This is a genomic window from Williamsia sp. z71, assembly GCF_059553375.1.
On sequence record NZ_JCANWX010000003.1, the window covers coordinates 393,434 to 412,118 of the forward strand.

Here is an 18,685-nt window from a genome sequence, read left to right on the forward strand (position 1 = left end):
CATGTCCGACACACTTCCCGCTGCCTTCGCCGATCTGGAGCCCTTTGCCGACTGGGCACTGCAATCCGAGGGTGACCGTTACGCAAAACGACTGTCGAGCACGATGGTCGAGCTCCAGGATTTCTATGACGCTGCGTTTCCGCGCCTCGGCGAGGCAGCCGAGTACCTCGACACCTTTCCCCTCGACGACCTGCCCGACGACGCGTATCGGCTTCTGCTGCTCACGTATTCGTTGATCAACGTGTCTTTCCCGATCGAGGCATGGCACCAACCCCGGGTACCGGACACCGGTGCGGCAAGCATGGACGCCGTCATCGAACCGGTTCCCTGACATGGGCGTGAGCACGGCTGTTGTCACCGGCGGGCGAAACATCCAGGGCTACCGCGGGTTCACTTCTTCTCGCCGTGGAATGCCGTCAGGCCAGCACCAGCATGACGACGTCGACTGCGGCGATGGCCATGGCGCCGTACAGCGGAACGCGGCCCGGTCCCCGCATCGTCGCCAGTGCCACGACAACCACCACCGCCAGGCCCGCCCACATCCACAGCAGCTGAGAATTCGCGATCACCGCGATGGCCGTTGCACCGACGAGCAGGGCCGCTGCGACGTACGGGATGCGTCGGGCGCCCAGGATGTGCGGAAGTCCCCGAACGCCGGTGGCGTCGTCGTCGCCGAGGTCGGGTGCGACGTTGAGCAGGTGGCCCCCGACCCCGAGCAGACCGCTGACCACGATCATCCACGGCGGCGGTAGCTCATTCGGATCCGCGGTCAACGTGACGATCACGGGCAGCGAACCGAAGGCGACGAAGTAGGGCAGCCATGACATCACCGTCGCCTTGAGTCCGAAGTTGTACGCAAGGGCGGAGCCGACACCGAAGACCAGGTGCACCGTTCCCGCCGCGAGACCGCATGCCATCGAGGCCACCACGCAGATGACGGCCGCGGCCGCCACGGCCGTCCTCGCGGTGGCCGGACTCAGATCGCCGGACACCAGCGGTTTCTCGGCCCGACCGACCTGCCGGTCCCGGTCGAGATCGATCAGATCGTTGCTCCAGCCGATCAGGAGCTGACCGCTGAACAGGGCCACCGTCAACACGGCCAGGGAACCGATGTCGAGACCGATGGCCACACCGAGCGCCGCGGTCAGCAACGTCACCGCTGCCGAGGGGACCACGTGCCCGGCCGCCAGCAGTGCGGCCGCCGGTTTCATCGCCATCGGCCTGCACCTCTCCGTCTATCGGCCGCGGCCTCGGATCACGATCGCGGGAACGAGTTGTTCGGCACTGTCCCACGAACCGTGGTTGCCGACAAGCTTGGACTCGAAAGGCTCGACCACCGAACGGATCATGGCGGTGTCGCCGCGGGCGGCCGCCACCACGTCACCGATCCGAACGCGGACATTGCCACGGACCGAGGAACCGAACCAGCCGGCATCGATCGCGTCGTCCCGGGTCAGCACGGTCGCCCGGTCGGCGAGCATGCTCTGCCAGGCGGTCTGGACATCGGCTGCGGCACCGGCTTCGGCATACACGTGGCGTACCCGGGCCTCGCCGGCGATGGCGGTGGTGCCCGCGGTGAGTTCGGGGTGCAGGTCGATGTCGAAACGCCCCTGCGTGGTGTTGATCATGCCGTGATCGCCGGTGATCACCAGGGCCCGGCCCGCCGGCAGCTGCTCGGCTAGCCGGCCGACCATGGTGTCGATCAGGCGCAGCTGTTCGCGCCAGGAATCCGAACCGGGACCGTCGATGTGTCCGGCCAGGTCGAGTCCGCCGTAGTAGGCGTAACCGAGGGTGGCTGCGGACGTGGACATCTCGGTGAGGATGGCGGCCCGCAGATCGGCGAGGTGCTCGGCCGCGATCATCTTGTCGGCCCCGCGGAGCGCTGCCCGCGACAACCCGGAGTCGATATGGATCGCGGGCACGATCTGCCGGGTGGTGAAACCCTGCGCCCGGCATTTCTCGAAGATCGTTGCGGTGGGCTGAAACTCCTCGGGTACGACCGTCTTCGTCAGTCCGTGGTCGTGGTGGCCGTGGACGCACCAGCGCAGGGAGTTGAGGATCGGCGCTTCCGGTTTGAGTCCACCGGCACCGGCGCGGAACGTGTACCCGAAGATGCCGTGTGTGCCCGCCGCGCGTCCGGTGGACAGGCTCGTCAGACTGACCGCGGTGGTGGCGGGAAACCCGGCCGCCACGGTGGTGGAGTTGTCCAGTGCTGCGGCGTTGAGGTGGGGCGCATCGCGTGGATGCGCGGCAACGAGTTCCGCACCGAGCCCGTCGATCAGCAACAGCGTCGCGGAGTGCGCGGGCACCATCTTGAGGTGGTTGTCGAGGTCGGCGGCACCGAGGGAGGCCGCCATCGATTCGAGGACGGCGGACAGGGGCGGCAGGCTGTGGCGCGGATCGAGATCACTCATCGTCGATCACGCTAACGTGTGCGCGATGATGCTGCGGGCGCGGCGTGGGGAGGTCACTGCGACGCCGGCGCTGTGCCTCGCGGCAGAGACGCTGTGCCTCGCGGCAGAGAGATGAGGGATGCGGCCAGGAAGCACAGGGCGCCGATGAAGGTGCCGCCCTGGTCGAGCAGTGGCTTGATCGGTTCACCGGAGGCGTCCACGTATGCACCGACCGCGGAGAAGCCGAACGCGACCGAGCCGACGGTGTTCAGGATCGTCGCCGACCAACCGGGTGCATCGGGTTCGTCGCGGCGCCGGTAGAGGCGAACAGCAAAGACCGCGAGCCCCGAGCTGACGAGGAAGGCGATAGAGCCGTAGACGTCCGGCCGCCAGACGTATCGGTCCATGTCGACGATCGAGTGCACCGCAAAGGCGGCGCCGGTACTGACGTTGAAGGCAACGGTGCCGGCCACCTGCACCGCCGCGGATGACCATTCGGAGATGTGGACGTCTCGTCCGGTCCGTTGCGACCCGCTGATGGGTTTCGCGGCACCGCGCAATCGCCCGCAGAGTTGCAGCTGGACGAACGCGGCGAACGTGAGGAACCACGAGCCGACGAAGAATGAGCTGTTGGTCACCGCCGACCCGGCCCACTCGGCGAATCCCGGTGCCGAGCCCACTGCGAAGAGTGTCGACCCGATCGCAAACCCCCAGCATTCGGTACGCGCTGAGTGGCGGATCACGGCATCACAGTAGCCCTGCCGAAGGAAAGGGGCTCTGAGCACCGAAGATCGTCGTTGCAACCCGGATGCAACGGAAGCACTCGTACCCTGTGTCTCAGGTCACATGGGTGGTCGAACGCCGCGCGTCTGGTCACCCATAGGCAACTAGGCGAATGAGGAGCTCAGCATGACCGTTTATGCCAACCCCGGAACACCCGGCGCCGTGATGAACTACGAATCACGGTACGAGAACTGGATCGGCGGCCAGTGGACGCCACCGGTCAAGGGGCAGTACTTCGAGAACCCGTCGCCGGTCACCGGCAAGACGTTCTGTGAGGTCGCCCGGTCGACATCCGAGGACATCGACCTCGCACTCGATGCCGCCCACAAGGCCGCTCCCGGCTGGGGCAAGACGTCGGTTGCCGAGCGTTCGCTGGCCCTGCTCCGCATCGCGGACCGCATGGAAGAGAACCTCGAGAAGATCGCCGTCGCCGAGTCGTGGGACAACGGTAAGGCCGTTCGCGAAACCCTTGCCGCCGACATTCCGCTGGCCATCGATCACTTCCGCTACTTCGCCGGCGCGTTGCGCGCTCAGCAGGGTTCGCTCTCCCAGATCGACGAAGACACCGTCGCCTATCACTTCCACGAGCCACTGGGCGTTGTCGGCCAGATCATCCCGTGGAACTTCCCGATCCTGATGGCCGTGTGGAAGCTGGCTCCGGCGCTGGCCGCGGGCAACGCGGTGGTCCTCAAGCCGGCCGAGCAGACGCCAGCCTCGATCCTGTTCCTCGTCGACCTGATCAAGGACCTGCTGCCCGCCGGTGTGCTGAACATCGTCAACGGATTCGGTGTGGAGGCGGGCAAGCCGCTGGCCTCGAGCAACCGCATCCGCAAGATCGCGTTCACCGGTGAGACCACCACCGGACGCCTGATCATGCAGTACGCCTCGGAGAACATCATCCCGGTGACCCTGGAGCTCGGCGGAAAGAGCCCCAACATCTTCTTCGCCGACGTGATGGCGCAGGACGACGGTTTCCGGAACCGCGCGCTGGAAGGCTTCACCATGTTCGCCCTCAACCAGGGCGAGGTGTGCACGTGCCCGAGCCGGGCGCTGATCCAGGAATCGATCTACGACGACTTCATCGACCTCGCGGTGGAGCGGACGAAGAAGATCAAGCAGGGCAACCCGCTCGACACCGACACCATGATGGGTGCGCAGGCCTCGAATGACCAGTTCGAGAAGATCGCCTCGTACCTGGCGATCGGCAAAGAAGAAGGCGCCGAGGTCTTGACCGGTGGTGAAACCGTCACGCTCGAAGGCGATCTCGCCGGCGGTTACTACATCCAGCCGACCATCTTCGCCGGAACAAACCGGATGCGGATCTTCCAGGAGGAGATCTTCGGTCCGGTGCTGTCGGTGACCAAGTTCTCCGACTACGCCGATGCGATGTCGATCGCCAACGACACGCTCTACGGTCTCGGTGCCGGTGTGTGGACACGCGACGGCGCCACCGCCTACCGTGCGGGACGCGAGATCCAGGCCGGTCGGGTGTGGACCAACACCTATCACGACTACCCGGCACACGCGGCGTTCGGCGGCTACAAGCAGTCCGGCATCGGCCGCGAGAATCACCTGATGATGCTCGAGCACTACCAGCAGACCAAGAACCTGCTGGTGGGTTACGCTCAGGATGCCAAGGGCTTCTTCTGACCCGTCAGGCATGACCAAGCGCGACAAGCAATTTCGTCAGAAAGTGATCTGTGATGACTCCTGCTGATCGAGTTGTCGCGACTGATTCCGCCGTGGAGCTGTTGACCAAGTTGTCGGAGCTCCACGGCGGCCTCATGATCCACCAGTCCGGTGGATGTTGTGACGGCAGTGCGCCCATGTGTTACCCGGCAGGGGAGTTTCGTGTCGGCAGTCGAGATGTGCTGCTGGGTGAGATCGAGCTCCCCGAACCGCTTCCGGCGGTGCGGGTCTGGATTCAGGGCGACCAGTACGAACTGTGGAAACACACCCAGCTGATCCTCGACGTGGTGCCCGGTCGCGGCGCCGGGTTCAGCCTGGAAGCACCGGAAGGTGTTCGTTTCCTGGCCCGCTCCCGGGTGTTCGACGAAGCCGAGAACACCTGGCTCGACGCCTGTCCGCCGCGGACGGGAGCCGACGTCACCTGATCGCCGGGGGCGGTGTGTCGGATTCGGGCAGTGTGGGCACACTGATCCGTATGAGCAGATCAGAAGTGGTGGCGATCGTGCAGGCCGGCGGCAAGGGCTCCCGGATGGATGTGCTGACCGAGAGCCGGGCCAAACCCGCACTGCCATTCGGCGGAAATTATCAGTTGATCGACTTCCCGCTGTCGACGTTGCACCGCAGCGGAATCGACGAAGTCTGGTTGTGCGTTCAGTACGAGGCACATTCGCTGCTCGATGAGGTTGCGGGCGGTCGCCCATGGGACCTCGACCGCACGTCCGGGGGACTCCGGTTCGTGCTCCCGCAACAGACGAGCGACGACGCCACCGAGGACGGTTTCGCCACCGGCAACGCCGACCTTCTCTATCGGATCCGCGGCCAGATCGCCGAGCGGGCGCCGGAAGAAGTGATCGTCATGAGTGCCGATCACGTCTACTCGTTCGATCTCGAAGATGCGCTGCACACCCATCGGGACGCCGGCGCGGAATGCACCGTTGTCACGACGACCTGCACGCGCGAAGAAGCCGGTGCGCATGCCACGGTGACCGCCCGCGCAGACGGCACGGTCACCGGGTTCGCGTACAAGCCCGACCGGCCCACGACCAGCGTCATCGCGGCCGAGATCTTCGTATACGACCCGAAGGTGCTCGTGGAAGCGTTGGAAGAGTTGATCTCTCGCACCAAAGAGGGGTCCGACGAGGGCGACACCGGTCTGGGAGACTTCGGCGAACACCTGGTTCCGTGGTTCGTCGATCGGGGCAAGACCGTCGTGCATCGGATGCCGGGATACTGGATCGACGCCGGCCGCCCCGAAACCTACATGCAGGCCCATCACGACCTCATCGACGGCACCATCGATCTGGCGGATGCGCGGTGGCCGATCCTGACCCGCCAGCCGCAACGCCCCGCCGCCCGGATCGCCGACGGCGCCGAGGTGGTCGACAGCATGATCAGCGGCGGGGCGAAGGTGTTCGGCGAGGTGCGGCGCAGTGTCATCGGGCCAGGAGTGGTGATCGAGCGGGGGGCGAAAGTGTTCGACTCGATCGTCTTCGCCGACAGCATCGTCAAAACAAACGCGACGGTCGACTGGTCGATCATTGATGAGCGGGTGGTCATCGGGGAGGGGGCTGCGGTCGGCGGACGCCCACGTAGCCGTCCCGTACCGAGTGAGAAGATCACCATCGTCGGCATGGACGTCAAAGTGGCCAAGAACGTACGGGTGGCACTGGGGGAGAGGGTGGCCCCTGGTCGCAGGCTCCGATGATCGCGATCTCCGGGGCGGGCGAACAGGTCTGAGGCCGGTCACATATTCTGCCGACGAAGGCGACGCCGTGGCGGCGCATGGCAAGGGTTGCACCCTGTTCGGGAGGAAGCTCGAGAGTGGGTACTGGTCGCTGCGTGGCAGGTCCCACATCCGCCGGTTTCCGTTCGGTGATCCGCGGTCTGGGCCCCGCCACTGCCACGGGACAGCCGCGCGAGATCTTTCGTGCGGGCTTCGGTGTCCTGACCGGCCTCGGTGTGGTCGGGTTGTTGCTCCTGATTCCGGGCGTCGATCCCGAACTCGGGCTCTACATGATCGCTCCGTTCGGTGCGACCGCGGTCCTGGTGTTCGCCGCCCCGAGCAGTCCACTGGCGCAACCGTGGTCAGCGGTGGTCGGGAACACGGTTTCGGCGATTGTCGGTGTGGCCGTGACGATGGTCGTGTCCGATGCGACGTTGCGGGTCGCTCTGTCTGTCGGCTTGGCCGTGGCCGCGATGGTCCTGGTACGTGCTGTGCATCCGCCCGCCGGTGCGGTCGCGATGACGGCCGCGTTGTCTCCGGATGCTGTTGAGGCGCTGGGTTTCCGGTTCGCCCTCGTGCCGGTGGCGGTCGGTACCGTCCTACTCGTGGTTCTCGCAGCCGCCTATGGACGCATGACCGGAAGGCACTATCCGCTGCGGCAGTTCGATGCCGCTCCACCTCCCGCGGAGCGACTCGGACTCAGCGAGGACGAACTGTCCGGGATCCTCCAGCACTACCGGCAGACCCTGAACCTCGGTGTCGCCGACCTGGCCCGGCTGATCGGTGCGGCGGAATTGCAGGCCGCGACGCACCGAACCGGACCATTGACGGCCGACGACGTGATGTCGCGGGACCTGGTGACGGTGCCGCCGGAGGCAACACTGGACGATCTGGCGGAACTGTTTCGGCTGCACGGGTTCACGTCACTTCCGGTCGTCGACGATCGCGGTGTGTTCCTCGGGGTCGTCTTTCAGATCCATTTGATCGTCCGCCTCCAGGATCCCGAGGCGCGCGGTGGATTCGGGAAGCCGACGTTGCGGTGGGCCGATCGCCGCGGAGAGGTCATCAGGGCGCGTGACCTCATGGCGGTCGAACCGGCCGTCGCCTCACCGACCACGCCGGTCGCTGCATTGCTGCCGATGCTGTCCGAAAGTGATTGCGCGGCAGTCCCGGTCCTCGACGGCAGGATGCTGGCGGGCATCGTCACCCAGACAGACCTGATCGCAGCTCTGGCACGGCAGACACTGATCGGACCAGCACCACTGTGAGGATGACGCCGACGAGTAGGAATGCGGCAACATATCCGGCCACACCCACCCATCCGGCGACGGTGTATGCGAGACCCCCGAGCGCGCCCACCACGGATGCCCCGAGGTAGTAGCCGAGTACATAGAGCGATGATGCTTCTGCGCGGTGTTGTGTGGCGCGCGCCCCGACCCAGCTGCTCGCCACCGAGTGCGCTGCGAAAAAGCCTGCTGTGAACAGGGATATGCCGACCAGGACGGTCGGCAACCAATCGGGCAGGCTCAGTGCCAGGCCGGTGATCATGACGCTGATGGCGACGATGAGCACCCGACGCCGACCCCAGGCGTCGGACATGCGGCCGGCGACGGCGGACGAGATCGTTCCAGACAGATACAGCATGAAGACCAGCCCGGCCAGGGTCACCGGCAGGTTGAAAGGGCCGGCGATCAACCGATATCCGAGGAAGTTGTAGATGGTGACGAATCCGCCCATCAGGACGAACGCCAGACCGAACAGGCAGAGCAGTGGTGTGTCACGCACGTGGCCGGCCAGGTTGCGTAGCGTTGTCCGGGGCGAAACACGTTGGGGAACAAAATTGCTCGATCCGGGTACCAATTTGATGAACGCCACCGCGAAGCCCAGGGCCACCAGAGACGTCAACTGGAGCGCCCACTGCCAGGCGGTGATGTCGATCGCCAGGGTGGGGATCATCCGTCCGGCCAAGCCGCCGATCGTGTTGCCTGCGACGTAGGTTCCCATCGCTGTGCCCAGTGACCGCCCGTCGATCTCCTCGGCGAGGTACGCCATCGCGACGGCGGGTACGCCCGCACACAGCAAACCCTGGATCGCCCGGCCGGCGAGCAAGACCTCGAAGGTGGGACTCCAGGGCAGCACGAGTCCGAGCAGGGCGGCGCTCACCGCTGATATCGACATCACCCGCACCCGTCCGAAGCGTTCGGACAACACACTGGCCGGAATGATGGCGACGGCCAGCAGGCCGGTGCAGACCGAGATGGCCAGAGCAGACGTGGCCGGTGAGACGCGGTAGTGCTCCGAGAAGATCGGGAGCAGCCCCTGCACGTAGTAGAGGGTCATGAAGGTCGCCATGCCGGCTGAGAAAAGGGCGAGCGAGGCTCGCCGATAACCCGGTTCGCCGAGGCGGTAGCCGGCGGACTGTGGGGCGAATGTGTCGGATGCGCTCACTGTGTCTACGGTTCCATGGGGTCGATCCAAATAGGAAATGAATCATATGATGTTCACTAATGCGCAAACTGCATAAGGAGCACCGATGACAGCGGACTGGTTCGTCACGCTCGCCGAGATGGAGAATGTCTCGGCCGCGGCCCGTCGACTCCATCTGGCCCAGCCGACACTGTCGCGCATGCTCGGCCGCCTCGAGCGTGAGGTCGGGGTGGCGCTGTTCGACCGGCATGCCAAACGGCTCCAACTCAATGCGTTCGGCGAGATCTACCTTCGCCATCTCCGTCGCGCGGTGGCCGAGATGGACACCGCACGGTATGAGATCGCCCAACTGGCCGACCCGGTCGAAGGGTCCATCGACCTGGCGTTTCTTCATTCGTTCGGAGTCTGGCTGGTACCGAGCCTGATTGGTGACTTCCGCCGCGAACGGTCGTCGAGGGTGTCATTCACTCTCACGCAGGGCGCCGCCGATCCGGTGATCGAGCGGGTGCTCACCGGGCCGGCGGACATGGCCATCGTGTCGCCGCGTCCGCTCACCACCGAAGTCGGGTGGTCGCCGATCATGCGCCAGCGGTTGGCGCTGGCGGTGCCCGCGGACCACCCGCTGGCGGTGCGCGACGAGATAGCCGTTGTGGAGGCGAGTGAGGAGTCGTTCATCACGGTGGCGCAGGGTTACGGGATGCGGCGGATTCTCGAAGAACTCTGCGCCGACGCAGATTTTCGGCCCGACATCACCTTCGAGACCACCGAGCTCGGGACAGTTGCCGGTTTGGTGGCCGCCGGGTTGGGGGTCTCGATCCTTCCGGTCGAGGGCAATCCGCAGCTGCCCCCGGGGGTGGTGCTCATCCCGTTCGTCGGTGAGGAGACATCCCGCGAGGTGGGGCTGATCTGGAAACGCGACAGCGCGATGAGTCCGGCGGCATCTCGATTCCGGGATTTCGTCACCGAGTGGGCCCGGTCGACAGACCCCTGAACCCCCCGTCGAGCGGGCCGAAATCACCGTCGAGCGGGCCGAAATGACCGTCGAGCGGGCCGAAAACTCGGCGGCTTGAGCATCTTTGGCACGGTCGACGGCAACTAGGGCACGGTCGGCGGAGGGACTGGCGGCTGCTACATCGACTTCACGGCTGCGACGGCGCCACCGTCGACGAGGAGGTCGATACCGCTGATGAATGTCGCCCCGGGGCCGAGCAGGAACGCGACGGCGGCAGCGATGTCGTCGGGGGTACCGAGCCGTTTGGTGGCCGAGAGGTCGACCATCATGCGCATACCAGCGCCGCTTTCGCCGGCGAGTTCCTGCTGACCCATGGCGGTGGAAATGACGCCGGGGCTGACTGAGTTGATGCGGGCTCCGCGTGCACCCCACTGTCCGCTCGCTGCCTGCACGCGAAGAGTGTTGGCGCGCTTGGCAATGGAGTAGTTCAGACCCGGATCCACATCGGTGCTGAGGAACGGAAGTTGCAAGAGCTCGGTGGTCGGGGTGCGGGCAAGAGCCTTCTCCTGCTCTCCGTCGAGGCCCCCGCCTCCGAGGTACCCGGCCATGCTCGAGATCACCACACCGGCACCACCGGGAGCGATGATCTGCCCGAAGGCGTCGAGCGACAGTGCGACGCCGAGGAGGTCCACTTTGAGGATGGACTCCGAATCCGCTTGTGTGGGTGAAAGTCCGGCGGTGTGGACCACCTCGGTGACGGACCCGAGTGAGGCTGCGGTGTCGGCCAGGGACGCCACCGATTCGGGCGTCCCGACGTCAACCTGCTGGGTGGTCACCGAGTGGCCTTCGTCTGTGAGGGTTCTGGCTGCGGCAGCAAGAGTTTCGGTGTTGAAGTCCGCGAGCAGGATGTGCTTGCCCGGGCCTTGTCTGCGGGCGACTGCCAGACCCATCCCGCCGACACCGATGATCACCAGCACGTTCTTGTCCATCACTGCGCTCCTGTGTACTCGTTGGTGGCCAGGCTGCCTACGCCTCTGACCTGTCGACGATCGACCGGACTGTCTGTGCGAACCAATCGCCGATGCTCTGCACGCTACTGCCTTGGTCGGGCATCCGCCATGCCCACTCGCCTGGATGCAACCGAAACTGACCCCGCGCTCGTGGGCCTGTTTCGAGCAAAAGTTGTTGTTGCACAACGAATCAGTGACGCGCAAGATCTCACAGTCGCACATCGTCTGCACCGCGAACCCTCGGCGCCGGCCACGATCTGATGATCTCCGAACCGGAGAAGGTGATCGAAATGCTGCTTCGGGTCACTTGGTCGCCAACTTCGTCCCCGGGAGTGGGCGTGGAGGGAGATCTTCCCTTGGTGGCCCATGTGGGGACCGAATGTGGGCGATGTTCTCGGGTGGGTACGCGAGTGAACCACTCCGTGATCGCCACCATCAACGCGGACGGGTCAGTCAGGGGCCGGGCTGTCCGCAGCGCGAGCAGGACTTGACCTGATTTCGCGCGTTCGGAATTGCTGCGCGCTTCGCTCGACGCCAAGTACTACTGGCCGGTGGTCTGTCGGTATGTGATTCCTGCGGCGGACGAGACGAACGGAACAGTTCAGATGCGGGCCAGTGCATATCGAATCGTCTCGGGACTGGATCGGGCCTTCGAAGGTGGCGTAGAGGATCGAATCGCCAAGTTTGTCCCGGGGGTAAGGCGTGGAGGGAAGTGTGCCCTCGGCGGCGTCTGTCGGGGATGAAGTTGGTTGATGTATCGGGGCCTGTATCCGGAACCTGGTGCGACGCACGATAACTCGTTCGTCGAACTTACTGGACCTCGAGAAGAAACCCTTGCGAACATGTATTCGAATGGGTACAGTGGAGTCAATCGGCCGCACGCATCACGTATCTGACGCCTTCCCCGCAGACACACCCCGGCCGACGTTCCCGGTTCGTGTTCCCGTTGGAAGGTGCTGTGCCATGCGACTACTCGAGATGGTCGACGATCTGGTTGACCTGCCGATACCCGACGACGCGGATGTCGTGCTGGGGGTGGTGAAAGATCTGATCACGCTGCGCAACGCCACTGAGCATCAACTTGCAGTGTGTGCGGCGGTGATCGACGAGTCGGGGATCGCCCGTAAGTCCGGGTCGACGACATCAAAGTTGCTGCAAGCCAACGGTGCAGCGCCGGCATCGGCGTACCGGTGGCTGCGGATCGGGCCGGGTTTGGCGGGTCTGGATCGCACGGCCGGGTATTCACGCGACGGATTCCTGTCCTCTGAGTACGTGGACGCGGTGGTCAAAGGTGTCGCGCATGTTGTCGGGCGGTCAGAAGATCCGGTCACCGCCGAGCAGCAGGTCGGGTTCGAGCGGAAACTGTTGAACCACGCCATCTCCGGAGCGGCACCTGCAGAGATCAGCGCCGCAGCCCGAGCGCTGGGCAACGAGGTCGCCAAGGACTCCGGTGGTCCGCCGCCGGCAGAAGACCGGTCGTTGAACAGCCTCGAATACAAAACCCGAGAGGGCCGTTGTGTCGGCACGTTCGATGTGGATGCGGTGATCGGGGAGAAGTTGCACTCGGCGTTGGATCGCTGGTCCCGGGCACATCCTGAACCCGACGGCTCGGATGATCCGCGGTCCCCGACCCAACGCCGCGCTGATGCGCTGCATCAATTGTTGGACTGCGGCGGTGGTGGACAGACGTTGGTGTCGGCGCCTCGCACCGAGGTGATGGTGACCGTGCCCGCAGATCATCCCGAGGCCGCCACCCTGCCGTGGATGGGTCCGGTCACCGAGGCGACTGCTGCTGCGTTGGCCTGTGATTCGGCGATCACCTCGATCACCCTCGATGGGCAGGACGTCCCGGTCGATCTGAGCCCACCGAAACGGTTGTTCACCGGTCTGGTCCGCAAAGCCATCATCATCCGCGACGTCTGCTGCGTGAAATGCGGCGGCCATGCCAGCTGGTCGGACTGCCACCACATCGTGCACTTCGTGGACGGCGGTCTGACCACGTTGGAGAACGGATGCCTGCTCTGCCGCACCTGCCACATGGCCGTCCACAACACCGGCTGGGACGTGATCATGGGCTCCGACGGACACCCCTGGATGATCCCGCCAGCTGACATCGACCCCCAACGAAGACCCCTACCGGCCTACAACCGACGCACCCTGACCCTGGCAGCCTGACCCGCCGCCTGACCTGAACTACTGACTTCCCTTGGTGCACCCGAGCTTCTCGCCGGGACCGCGCAGGTCCCTTTGACAACTCCACAGTGTGAAACGAGCGATATGCTGCCGCCCGGAGGGGCCGGGCGGCAGCACCATCGCACCGATTTCCGGTCTAGTCCGCGTATGACTCGTCGAGTTCGGCGATGGTCATCTCTGAGGAATCGGTGATGATATCGAGGATGTTGTCGTACTCCGGCGAATCGGAACTCACGATGGATACGTGGTCTTCGCCCTTCAGCAGGACCAGTTCGCCGATGCCGCCACGGCGGTCGACCTCTTCGATGTACCGCTCCGACAGGATCGGTGGCACGAGGGTGTCGGCTGTGCCGTGGACCGCGACCACCGGCATGGTGACGTCGATGTTCTGGATCGGGTCGACGGAGGCGTACCGATCGGGAACCTCTCGCGGCGTCCCGCCCAGTACGGTCACGATCCGGTCGTTGCCGTGGTTGGCTGCATAGACCATGTCGACCGGGCCGGCCAAGGACACCACCCTGGTCGGCCGAAACTTCGGACTGTGGCCGACCTCGTTGACGTTCAGCTGGTTTCGGGTACCTGCCCACGTCGCCAGTTGCGCGCCGGCACTGTGGCCGACCACGAGCTCGTCGTCGACGGTGATCTGCGGAAACTGTTTGTCGATGTTCGGCACGAAGTCGAGCGCGTTGGCGACATCGGTGAAGGTGGTGGGCCAACCGCCGCCGGAGCCGACGCGGCGGTATTCGATGTTGTAGACCGCCATGCCACGTTCTGCCAGGTCAAGGGCGTATGGGCGCATCGTCTGGGCGTCGAGCTGCGACTTCCACGAGCCGCCATGGATCAGTACGACAAGAGGTATCGAATCAACCGCCTGCTCGCCGGCCGGTAGATAGAGATCGCCCCAATTCTGGTCGGGATCGGCACTGGGTGAGTTGTCATATGCAATCCGGTGAACGGTGATGTCGCTGAGTAACTCCGCAGTAGAGGGGGGCGTGGAAGCGGGCGACGAATTCGCGTCGGAACACGCAACCGTCACGGCGACCACACCGATGAATCCAATGGCACCCGCGACCGTTCTGGATATCTTCATGCGAATAAGTAAATCGTGGACGGCCGGGGGAGCGCCAAGAAGGTCGCCGTTTTATAATCGCTAACAACAATAAATTGAAAAGATTCGGGAGTTGCTCTCGCGCAATGACATTTGTCATATCGGATTGGTGACATCGAACGGGTGAGGCCCCGCCGAAAGCGGCGGAGGATCAACTCATGAGCACAATAGCGATTGAATTGCGTGGACTGACAAAGTCCTTCACGTCTTCCGGCGGGCCAGTGCGAGCCGTCGATGGGGTTGATCTGCGGATCAATGCCGGGGAGGTGGTGGCTTTTCTCGGCCCCAATGGGGCGGGTAAAACCAGCACCATCGACATGATCCTCGGACTGTCCCGACCGCAGTCGGGTGACATCAGCATCTTCGGCCTCAAACCGTCCGTCGCCGCAGGCAGCGGACGAATTGCCGCGGTGATGCAAACCGGTGGGCTACTCCCCGATTTCACTGTTGCCGAAACCGTACGGGTTGTCGCAGCCTCTTTCGGTGTGAGCTCGTACAACCAGGTGATGGAACGGGCGGGGCTCACCGCTATTGCCGAGCGCAAGGTCTCTAAATGTTCTGGCGGTGAACAACAGCGATTGAAGTTCGCGTTGGCACTCTTGCCGGACCCGGATCTGATCGTTCTCGACGAGCCCACCGCCGGAATGGATGTCGAATCGCGCCGCACATTCTGGGCCACGATGCGAGCCGATGCCAAGAATGGGCGAACCGTGGTGTTTGCGACCCATTACCTCGAGGAAGCCGACGATTTCGCCGACCGCATCGTGATGATGGCCCACGGCCGGATTGTTGCCGACGGTTCTGCCGCGAGCATCCGGGCGCAGGCCAGTGGCCGTAGCGTTTCGGCGGTGCTCGGCACAGACGACATGGCCCGTACGCGGGCAGCATTTCCTGATGTGAGCGATGTTTCTGAGCGAGGGGGCCGAGTTTTCCTGCGTACCCAGGATTCTGATGTCCTCGCCCGATATCTCCTCACCGAAACCGGTGCGCGCGACGTCGAGATCAACTCACACAATCTCGAAGACGCCTTTGTGGCGCTCACCAGCGAAAACCCGCAGAACTCCGAGAGGATCAACAGATGACCACCCTCACTCCACCCGCCGGTGGAATCCTGCGCGGTTTTTCCCTGACCTACATAAGCCTCGACCTGCAGCGGCTACTGCGGAACCGGCGAGCGCTGATGTTCACCATCGCGATTCCGACTCTGATGTATGTGATCTTCGGTGCAACCTCCTCGGACAGCAGTGACAAGATCGGTAGCGCGAACACCGCCGCCTACGTGCTGATCCACATGGCGGTCTACGGTGCGATCCTGGCCACCACAACCACAGCTGCATCGGTTGCAATCGAGCAGCAGGCCGGGTGGACCCGAACACTGTTGATGACTCCGCTGACTTCGGCGGGCTACGTGCTGTCGAAGGTCATCGTTTCCCTGGCGGTGGCTGCGATGCCACTGGCTCTGCTCTCGGTGGTCGGTGTCTTCACCGGTGCCAAAGCGCCGGTGGGGCTGTGGATTCTCTCGATTCTGCTCGGTTGGCTCGGATCGTCGCTGTTCGCGGCTTTCGGTTTGGCCGTCGGATTTGCCTTGCGTAGCGACGCGGCAACTCAGGTGCTCGGTGGCGTCCTGACCCTGCTGGCCTTTGCGGGCGGACTGTTCCTCCCTGTCAAGGGTGCAATGCTCACGTTCGCGATGTTCACCCCGATGTTCGGGATCGGGACACTGGCGAACTATCCACTCACCGGCGGCGAGACCGCGGACGGCGATCACATCTCGTTGCTCGTGGTTTTCGCCAACATCGTGGTGTGGGCCGCTATCTTCGGATACGCCGCGATCCACTTCTACCGCAAAAGCACCACACGCCAATAGGTGCCAGTAGGTAAGTTCAAGTGGGCAACAATTACATCCATCAGAAAGCGGAGACATCAACATGTCATTGATCGCACTTCTCGATCTCAAGTTCAAGGCCGAATCCCTCGACGATGCCAGGACCGTGATGAAGCGAGTTCTAGCAGAAACCAGGGCATTCGAAGGATGCGAGGGCGTCGAGGTGCTGATCGATCAGGCCGACCCAGCTCACTTTCTGGCCGTTGAACGCTGGGCATCCGCCGAGCACGATGCGAAATACCGGGAGTTCCGGGCGGGCGAGGGTGCGATCACCGATCTCGGACCGTTGCTGGCAGGCCGTCCGGCTCTGACCGTCTACCAGGCCGACAGCGATATCTGAATACTGCCGCTGGGCTGAAGATCTGGTCTCTCGGTGCGGATGGTCTCGTTGACCGTCCGCACCGCGTCGGCCCGGCCAGATCGCTGTCTCGGTAGGACAATCCGATGTCGAGACTGACGAATGACTGGTTGCGGGCCTGGCGCGACGGGCGTTGGCCCTTCGCAGCCGTGTGGTTGTTGTTTCTGGCATATCCCATCGCGGAGATCGTGACGTCGTCATCGCTGAGTGTTGCCGAGCGGATCTACGGAATCGTCGCCCTGAGCGTCTTCGCGCTGGGCTATTTGTTGTCCTGCGTGTACGTCATCATCGACCTGGACCGCGCCGCCGGCACATGCCGTTGGGCCGCGCTCACCGGCTTCGTGGTGCTGGGCGCCATCGCGGGCACATTGACGACCATCCTGCACGAAGAGGTCTTTGCGCTGGCGCCCTATCTGATGGCGTTGGCGGCCTTCGCCTTTCCCCTGCCGGCCGCCGTCGCGATATGCGTACTACTGATGGGCGCCGCCGTGCTGGTGCCCGAAGTGCTCGGCGACTGGCAGATCGACACCGGAATCGTGTTGATGTTGTTGGTGATCGGCCCGGTGTTGCTGACGGTGCGGATGCTCCGAACCAGGGAAGAACTCCGGGGAGAAGCCGCCGCGGCTGCCCGTCGGCTCGACGAACAACTCGCCGTCATCGGGGAACGGGAACGGGTGGCGCGCGATGTCCACGACATACTCGGTCATTCGCTGACCGTCATGACGATCAAGGCCGAACTCGCCGGCCGGCTGGTCGATGTCGATCACGCTGCCGCCAAGGTCGAGATCGCCGACCTGCTCCGGATCTCACGCGAGGCGCTCGCCGCGGTTCGGACAACCGTGGGCGGCTTGCGTTCTCCCGACCTCGATTCCGAGTTACTCTCGGCGCGTACTGCTTTGACCGCCGCGCAGATCATCCCCGAACTCCCGGTGGACACCACCGTCGTCCACCTCGAGAACCGCACCCTGTTTGCCTGGGCGCTGCGTGAGGCCATCACCAACGTCGTCCGCCACTCGATGGCGACGTCATGTCGGGTCACCCTCTCGCCCACCATGATCTGCGTGGTCGACGACGGTGTCGGCCAGGCCGGGGGAGGTATCGGCAACGGTTTGCGTGGACTGAGGGAGCGGGTGGAGTCGGTCGGCGGTGTACTGGTCCTCGAAACCCGGGACGGCACGGCTGTGCGGGTGTCGGTCGAACGAGGAGGCTCCGATTGAGTGAGATCAGACTGCTGCTCGCCGACGATCAGGCTCTGGTGCGCGGAGCCCTGGCGGCACTGCTCAACCTGGAGTCGGATCTGACCGTGGTCGCCGAGGTGGGCCGGGGCGACGAAGTGCTCGAACAGGCCCGGGCCCACGCCTGCGACGTCTGCCTGCTCGACATCGAGATGCCCGGTATCGACGGAATCGAAGTGGCGAGCATCCTGCGGCGTGAACTGCCGAGCGTCCGAACCCTGATCGTGACGACGTTCGGCAGACCCGGATACCTGCGCCGAGCCGTCGAGGCCGGCGCCTCGGGGTTCGTCGTCAAAGACACCCCATCGGCGGACCTCGCCGATGCGGTCCGTCGGGTCCACGCCGGACTGCGGGTGATCGACCCGACGCTCGCTACCGAGAGTCTGACCGCGGGAGGCAACCCGCTGACCGGCCGGGAACGAGACGTGTTGCGGCTGGCGATGACAGGTGCGCCCGTCATCGAGATCGCCGCCCAGTTGCACCTGTCGGCGGGAACCGTGCGCAACTACCTCTCCAGCGCGATCGGCAAGACGGGCACCGGATCCAAGCTCCAGGCCGCCCAAGTTGCTCAGCAGCATGGATGGCTCTGATCCCCGGACAGCCTGCCGATAGTGATGTAGCCGACACCTGGGGGTTCGGCAACTGCGGGAATCGCCCCCGGAGGAGGGGATAGGGCGGGTTTTTGCCGGGAGCGATTTCAATCCGGCGAGGGTGGCGTGAGAAAATAATTCGATGTTTGTTGCCGGGGTGATCCTCCGTGCAATGATCAGCGATCATCTGTGGTCAGCAACGGCGCTGGCTAGAGCATGCGGGGTGGCCCAACAGGCACATAAGTGCAGGTGAACCGGGTCTTTAGGTTTACCTTATCTGGTTTGTCCGTCCCACGTGTGTAACCACTGCTGAAACGGTGCGCTCCGACTGAGCGCGAT

The 18,685-nt window shown here is 64.3% G+C and carries 18 protein-coding genes; 12 read left to right on the forward strand and 6 right to left on the reverse strand.

Translation table 11 applies throughout. From position 1 onward, the window contains the following. The first annotated feature begins 1 nt into the window (after nucleotide 1). Entirely contained in the window at nucleotides 2–331 is a 330-nt protein-coding gene (locus AC51GR_RS10015; protein WP_496324474.1) for a hypothetical protein, read from the forward strand. Nucleotides 332–416: 85 nt separating this feature from the next. Here AC51GR_RS10015 and AC51GR_RS10020 read toward each other — a convergent pair whose 3' ends face one another. Genes AC51GR_RS10020 through AC51GR_RS10030 form a run of 3 tightly spaced genes read right to left on the reverse strand, consistent with a single transcriptional unit; the run spans nucleotide 417 to nucleotide 3,136 of the window. Beyond that, nucleotides 417–1,217: a UbiA family prenyltransferase gene (locus AC51GR_RS10020; protein WP_496324475.1), complete on the reverse strand. Its 801-nt coding sequence runs from the start codon at nucleotides 1,215–1,217 to the stop codon at nucleotides 417–419. A gap of 18 nt (nucleotides 1,218–1,235) precedes the next feature. Then, nucleotides 1,236–2,414, reverse strand: a complete 1,179-nt coding sequence (locus tag AC51GR_RS10025; RefSeq protein ID WP_496324476.1) for an alkaline phosphatase family protein — start codon at nucleotides 2,412–2,414, stop codon at nucleotides 1,236–1,238. A 53-nt stretch (nucleotides 2,415–2,467) separates the two neighbouring features. Further along, a complete protein-coding gene (locus AC51GR_RS10030; protein ID WP_496324477.1) occupies nucleotides 2,468–3,136 on the reverse strand; it encodes a hypothetical protein in 669 nt (222 codons plus the stop codon). A gap of 166 nt (nucleotides 3,137–3,302) precedes the next feature. Between AC51GR_RS10030 and exaC the strand changes: the two genes are divergently transcribed. The 4 genes from exaC to AC51GR_RS10050 all read left to right on the forward strand — a co-directional run bounded on the left by exaC (nucleotide 3,303) and on the right by AC51GR_RS10050 (nucleotide 7,856). Continuing rightward, a complete protein-coding gene (gene exaC / locus AC51GR_RS10035; RefSeq protein ID WP_496324478.1) occupies nucleotides 3,303–4,826 on the forward strand; it encodes an acetaldehyde dehydrogenase ExaC in 1,524 nt (507 codons plus the stop codon). Nucleotides 4,827–4,879: 53 nt separating this feature from the next. After that, nucleotides 4,880–5,290 (forward strand): DUF779 domain-containing protein, encoded by a 411-nt coding sequence (locus AC51GR_RS10040; protein ID WP_496324479.1) that lies wholly within the window; start codon nucleotides 4,880–4,882, stop codon nucleotides 5,288–5,290. 50 nt (nucleotides 5,291–5,340) lie between these two features. After that, nucleotides 5,341–6,570, forward strand: coding sequence for a glucose-1-phosphate adenylyltransferase family protein (locus AC51GR_RS10045; protein WP_496324480.1), 1,230 nt, complete (start codon nucleotides 5,341–5,343; stop codon nucleotides 6,568–6,570). A 134-nt stretch (nucleotides 6,571–6,704) separates the two neighbouring features. Beyond that, a complete protein-coding gene (locus AC51GR_RS10050) occupies nucleotides 6,705–7,856 on the forward strand; it encodes an HPP family protein (protein ID WP_496324481.1) in 1,152 nt (383 codons plus the stop codon). Here the strand turns inward: AC51GR_RS10050 and AC51GR_RS10055 are convergent. Continuing rightward, nucleotides 7,792–9,036, reverse strand: a complete 1,245-nt coding sequence (locus AC51GR_RS10055) for an MFS transporter (protein ID WP_496324482.1) — start codon at nucleotides 9,034–9,036, stop codon at nucleotides 7,792–7,794. The genes AC51GR_RS10050 and AC51GR_RS10055 overlap by 65 nt on opposite strands. An 85-nt stretch (nucleotides 9,037–9,121) precedes the next feature. Here AC51GR_RS10055 and AC51GR_RS10060 point away from each other — a divergent pair, with 85 nt between their 5' ends. After that, nucleotides 9,122–10,006, forward strand: a complete 885-nt coding sequence (locus tag AC51GR_RS10060) for a LysR family transcriptional regulator (protein WP_496324483.1) — start codon at nucleotides 9,122–9,124, stop codon at nucleotides 10,004–10,006. 137 nt (nucleotides 10,007–10,143) lie between these two features. Here AC51GR_RS10060 and AC51GR_RS10065 read toward each other — a convergent pair whose 3' ends face one another. Then, nucleotides 10,144–10,956 carry an SDR family oxidoreductase gene (locus AC51GR_RS10065; protein WP_496324484.1) on the reverse strand — a complete coding sequence of 271 codons (813 nt, stop codon included), beginning with the start codon at nucleotides 10,954–10,956 and terminating at the stop codon, nucleotides 10,144–10,146. 984 nt (nucleotides 10,957–11,940) lie between these two features. Here AC51GR_RS10065 and AC51GR_RS10070 point away from each other — a divergent pair. Further along, the gene (locus AC51GR_RS10070; protein ID WP_496324485.1) at nucleotides 11,941–13,152 is read left to right on the forward strand and encodes an HNH endonuclease; all 1,212 of its coding nucleotides are present in this window, start codon (nucleotides 11,941–11,943) and stop codon (nucleotides 13,150–13,152) included. Between the two features lie 154 nt (nucleotides 13,153–13,306). Here AC51GR_RS10070 and AC51GR_RS10075 read toward each other — a convergent pair whose 3' ends face one another. Then, nucleotides 13,307–14,260 carry an alpha/beta hydrolase family protein gene (locus tag AC51GR_RS10075; RefSeq protein ID WP_496324486.1) on the reverse strand — a complete coding sequence of 318 codons (954 nt, stop codon included), beginning with the start codon at nucleotides 14,258–14,260 and terminating at the stop codon, nucleotides 13,307–13,309. 176 nt (nucleotides 14,261–14,436) lie between these two features. On the opposite strand from AC51GR_RS10075, the gene AC51GR_RS10080 reads away from it, so the two are divergent. From AC51GR_RS10080 to AC51GR_RS10100, 5 genes are all read left to right on the forward strand, one after another. Beyond that, nucleotides 14,437–15,360, forward strand: coding sequence for an ABC transporter ATP-binding protein (locus tag AC51GR_RS10080; protein ID WP_496324487.1), 924 nt, complete (start codon nucleotides 14,437–14,439; stop codon nucleotides 15,358–15,360). Next, the gene (locus AC51GR_RS10085; protein WP_496324488.1) at nucleotides 15,357–16,145 is read left to right on the forward strand and encodes an ABC transporter permease; all 789 of its coding nucleotides are present in this window, start codon (nucleotides 15,357–15,359) and stop codon (nucleotides 16,143–16,145) included. The genes AC51GR_RS10080 and AC51GR_RS10085 overlap by 4 nt, the downstream gene beginning before the upstream one ends. A 61-nt stretch (nucleotides 16,146–16,206) precedes the next feature. After that, nucleotides 16,207–16,503 (forward strand): putative quinol monooxygenase, encoded by a 297-nt coding sequence (locus AC51GR_RS10090; RefSeq protein ID WP_482136657.1) that lies wholly within the window; start codon nucleotides 16,207–16,209, stop codon nucleotides 16,501–16,503. 104 nt (nucleotides 16,504–16,607) lie between these two features. Further along, nucleotides 16,608–17,738: a sensor histidine kinase gene (locus tag AC51GR_RS10095; protein ID WP_496324489.1), complete on the forward strand. Its 1,131-nt coding sequence runs from the start codon at nucleotides 16,608–16,610 to the stop codon at nucleotides 17,736–17,738. Beyond that, nucleotides 17,735–18,346: a response regulator transcription factor gene (locus tag AC51GR_RS10100; protein WP_496324490.1), complete on the forward strand. Its 612-nt coding sequence runs from the start codon at nucleotides 17,735–17,737 to the stop codon at nucleotides 18,344–18,346. The genes AC51GR_RS10095 and AC51GR_RS10100 overlap by 4 nt, the downstream gene beginning before the upstream one ends. The last annotated feature ends 339 nt before the right edge of the window (nucleotides 18,347–18,685 follow it).